This is a genomic window from Klebsiella sp. Ech2A (assembly GCF_030078455.1).
Taxonomy (GTDB): Bacteria; Pseudomonadota; Gammaproteobacteria; order Enterobacterales; family Enterobacteriaceae; genus Klebsiella; species Klebsiella terrigena.
In genome coordinates this window covers 1-4,258 of record NZ_JAQGFU010000275.1, presented here as the reverse complement: position 1 = coordinate 4,258, position 4,258 = coordinate 1, and the positions used below count along the sequence as shown (strand labels likewise).

Annotated in this window: 4 protein-coding genes; all 4 read right to left on the bottom strand. The window is 62.2% G+C overall.

The annotated features are described in order from the left end of the window. Positions 1-487 (bottom strand): ABC transporter permease family protein (locus PFH44_RS25235; RefSeq protein WP_463671576.1); only part of this gene is annotated, 487 nt, incomplete at its 3' end. A 97-nt stretch (positions 488-584) separates the two neighbouring features. Further along, entirely contained in the window at positions 585-2,126 is a 1,542-nt protein-coding gene (gsiB, locus tag PFH44_RS25230) for a glutathione ABC transporter substrate-binding protein GsiB (RefSeq protein ID WP_237372751.1), read from the bottom strand. A 37-nt stretch (positions 2,127-2,163) separates the two neighbouring features. Continuing rightward, positions 2,164-4,020 (bottom strand): glutathione ABC transporter ATP-binding protein GsiA, encoded by a 1,857-nt coding sequence (gene gsiA / locus PFH44_RS25225; RefSeq protein WP_283826523.1) that lies wholly within the window; start codon positions 4,018-4,020, stop codon positions 2,164-2,166. Between the two features lie 13 nt (positions 4,021-4,033). Beyond that, positions 4,034-4,258 (bottom strand): isoaspartyl peptidase/L-asparaginase (locus PFH44_RS25220; protein WP_283826522.1); only part of this gene is annotated, 225 nt, incomplete at its 5' end.

The following is a 4,258-nucleotide window of genomic DNA, read 5'->3' as shown; positions in this document are numbered from 1 at the left end:
GCAGCCAGCCAAGTTCGACGGAGAAGACCTGCATCAGCAGCATCCCGAGAGCAAACGCCGGAAAGGAGATCCCGGTCACCGCCAGCGCCATCCCCAGCCTGTCCGGCCAGCGGTTGCGCCATACCGCGGCGGCAATTCCCGCAGCCATACCAAACACCACCGCCCAGCTCATGCTGGCAAGCGTTAGCCACAGCGTCGGCATAAAGCGGCTGGCGATCTCGCTGCTCACCGGGCGTCGCGAGGCCATCGAGATGCCAAAATCGCCCTGCAGCACGCTGGTGATATAGTGCCAGAACTGGACGTGCAGCGGCCGATCGAGCCCCAGCTGTTCCCGGACCATCGCGACGACCTGCGCATCGGCTTCCGGTCCGGCAATCAGCCGCGCCGGGTCGCCGGGCAGCAGATGCACAAACAGAAAAACCAGCACCGCCACGATCAGCAGGGTGGGGATCAGCCCCAGCAGGCGTTTAAGCACATAATTTAGCATCGCCCCTCCTCACCCGCCCCCTCTGCGCGGACGGCAGAGGGAGCAAGGCCCGGCGCCCTCTCTCCGGGAGAGAGGGTCGGGATAAAGGTAACCACCGTCACTGGGCTAAATCCGCCTGCTCGAAGCTAAATCCGGTATCCGGCTGGATATAAAAACCGCTCAGCTTCTTACTGTGCGCGGAGACCAGTTTTTCCACCACCAGCGGCACCCACGGCGACTCTTTCCAGATAATCTCCTGGGCCTGCTTGTAGAGCCGCGTTTTTTCCTGCGCGTCGGTCGTCTTCAGGGCGTCGGTGAGGTCTTTATCCACCTGCGGATTGCCGTAGAAGGCGGTATTAAACAGCGTTGGCGGCCAGTTTTGCGAGGCGAACAGCGGCGACAGCGCCCAGTCGGCCTCACCGGTCGAGGCCGACCAGCCGGTGTAGAACATGCGCACCCCGCTCTCTTTCTGTCCTTTACCTTCCACTTCCGCCGCGCGCTGGCCGGCATCCATCGCCGTCAGCTGCGCCTTAATGCCCACCTGCGCCAGCTGCTGCTGGGTAAACTGCAGCACCTTCTGGGCGGTGCTGTGGTTATGCGATGACCACAGCGTGGTGCTGAATCCGTTAGGGAAACCGGCCTCTTTGAGCAGCTCGCGGGCCTTAGCCGGATCGTACGGCCAGGGTTTAAAGGTCTCGGCATAGGCGATGGACGGCGGCACGACGCCGGTCGCCGGCGTGGCGTACCCGGCGAAGGCAACCTTCACCAGCGCCTGGCGGTTGATGGCGTAGTTAATCGCCTCGCGCACCTTCGGATTATCAAACGGCTTCTGCGTGACGTTCATGCTGATATAACGCTGCATGATTGACGGGCTGGCGACCAGCTCCAGCTTGTCGTTTTTCGCCAGCAGCGGCGCCTGCTCGTAGGGGATCGGGAAGGCAAACTGCGCCTCGCCGGTTTGCAGCATCGCGGCGCGGGTGTTGTTATCCACCACCGGACGCCAGGTGATGGAGTCCAGCTTCGGCAGGCCCGGCTGCCAGTAGCCGGCAAACTTCGTCACCTTCACAAAATCGGTCTGGTTCCAGGTATCGAGCTGATACGGCCCGGTACCGACGGGATGGAAGCCGATCTCTTTGCCATATTTTTTCAGCGCCGCCGGAGAGATCATCGCCGTAGCCGGGTGGGCCAGGACGTTGATAAACGCCGAGAAAGGCTGCTTAAGGGTGATTTTCACCGTCGCCGGATCAACCGCTTCGGTGCTGGCGATATTTTTGTACAGGTTATAGCGCTTGAGATGATTATCCGGATTGCTGGCGCGGTCGAGGTTGGCCTTCACCGCCTCGGCGTTAAAATCGGTGCCGTCCTGGAACTTGACGCCCGGGTGCAGCTTAATGGTATAGACCAGGCCGTCGGGCGAAACGGTATAGCTTTCCGCAAGAACGTTTTCCAGCTTCATCTCTTTATCAAGGCCGAACAGCCCCTGATAGAACGATTTGGCCACCGCCTGGGATAAGGTGTCGTTGGCATCATAGGGGTCGAGGGTCGTGAAGTTAGATCCGACCGCCACCACCACATCTTTTGCGGCCAGCGCCGGCGTAGTCGCCAGCGCCGAAGCGACGCCCAGCGCCAGCAACCATTTGCGTGATACGCGTTGTGTCATGTTGTTCTCCTGAAATGCTGCGTTATTGGTGTCGTTGTTATCTGCCCAGCACGTCGGCGGCAGGTTCCCTGGCAACGAAATGTCCGGGCCCTACCTGTTGTAGCGGCGCGCTGGCTACCTCTTCCCCTCGCTTATAGATATTGCCCGGCAGCTCGTCTGAAAGCAGTACGCGCTGCGGATGACGATGCGCCGGGTCGGCCACCGGTACGGCGGCCATCAGCTTGCGGGTATAGGGATGCTGCGGGTTTTCAAATACGGCGCGGCGCGGGCCAATCTCAACGATGCGCCCGCGATACATCACCGCCACGCGATGGCTGATGCGCTCAACCACCGCCATATCGTGGGAAATAAACAGAAAGGCGATGCCCATTTCGCGCTGGAGATCGAGCATCAGGTTAATAATCTGCGCCTGAATCGAGACGTCAAGCGCCGAAACCGACTCATCGGCAATCACCACTTTGGGATTCAGCGCCAGCGCCCGCGCAATGCATACGCGCTGGCGCTGGCCGCCGGAAAACTCGTGCGGATAGCGCCAGGCGTGCTCCGGCTGCAGGCCGACGCGTTCAAGCAGCCAGGCCACGCGCTGGCGGGCCGCCTCGCCCTCCAGCAGGCCGTGCACGCGCAGCGGCTCCATGATCGAGTAGCCCACCGTTTGTCGCGGATCGAGCGAGGCGTACGGGTCCTGGAAAATAAACTGTATATCGCGGCGCAGCGCCTGCAGCTTACCGCCTGCCAGGGTATCAATGCGTTCGCCGTTAAACACGATGGTCCCGCTCTCGGCCGCCACCAGCCGCAGCAGCGCCCGACCGGTGGTGGATTTACCGCAGCCGGACTCGCCGACCAGCGCCAGGGTTTCCCCCGGCCAGAGGTCAAAGCTGACTTTTTCAACCGCATGCACCTCGCGGGTCACCCGGTTCAAAATGCCGCTGCGCAGCGGGAAGCGCGCCACCAGGTCGCGCACCTGCAGAATCGGCTCGCCGGCGACGACGGTGTCCTGTTCGCGGTCATCGGGCGCGCTTTGGTTGAGCAGCGGGAAGCGGCGGGGCAAATCGCTGCCGCGCATCGAGCCTAAGCGCGGGACCGCCGCCAGCAGCGCCTGGGTGTAAGGGTGCGCAGGCGCGCGGAAAATCTCCTCAACCGTTCCGCTCTCCACCGCTTCGCCGCGGTACATCACCAGCACGCGGTCGGCAATATCGGCCACCACGCCCATATCGTGAGTAATAAAAATAACCCCCATCTCCATCTCTTTTTGCAGCACGGCAATCAGCTGGAGGATCTGCGCCTGAACGGTGACATCCAGCGCGGTGGTGGGCTCGTCGGCAATCAGCACCGCCGGACGGCAGGAGAGCGCCATGGCGATCATCACCCGCTGGCGCATCCCGCCGGAGAGCTGATGCGGATAGCGCGATAGCATCGCTTCAGCCTCCGGTATCCGCACCTGGTCGAGCATTTTCTTCGCTTCGCGCAGGGCCTCGTCATGGCCCAGATTCTGGTGCAGGCGAATGGACTCGGCGATCTGTTCCCCGATGGTAAATACCGGATTCAGCGAGGTCATCGGCTCCTGGAAAATCATCGCGATATCCGCCCCGCGCACGTGGCGCATTGCCGAAGCGGACTGTTCGCTCAGCGCAATGACCTGACGATTGCGCCGGCGCAGCCACAGCGCGTCGCTGCTGACCTGGCTGGCGGCGTCATCGAGCAGGCGCATCAGCGCCAGCGCGGTGACCGACTTCCCCGAGCCAGACTCGCCCACGATGGCTAACGTTTCGCCGCGCCGCAGGTTGAACGAAAGATGCCGCACCGCAGAAAAGGTCTGCTGCTCCTGGCTGAACGCCACGTTCAGATCGCGCACCAGCAGCACATCATTGGCGTCGATTTCTTGACTATGCGGCAACGTCCCTACCCCCTTATTCCCGATAAATTCCAATAGTGGGCGTATCGCCCGCGTAGCACCAGGCCCGATACATGCCTTCGCTGTTAAACGGCAGCACCACGTTACCCTCTCTGTCGATGGCTATCAGGCCGCCGCTGCCGCCGAGGGCCGGCAGCTTCTCCATCACCACCCGCTCGCAGGCCTCATGCAGGCTCAGGTTCGCGTACTCCATCAGGGCGGCGATATCGTAGGCCGCCAG

What these genes read in the sequence shown, in the direction of transcription:
- gsiB (WP_237372751.1), bottom strand. Translation starts at nt 2,126, where the DNA reads ATGACACAACGCGTATCACGCAAATGGTTGCTGGCGCTGGGCGTCGCT.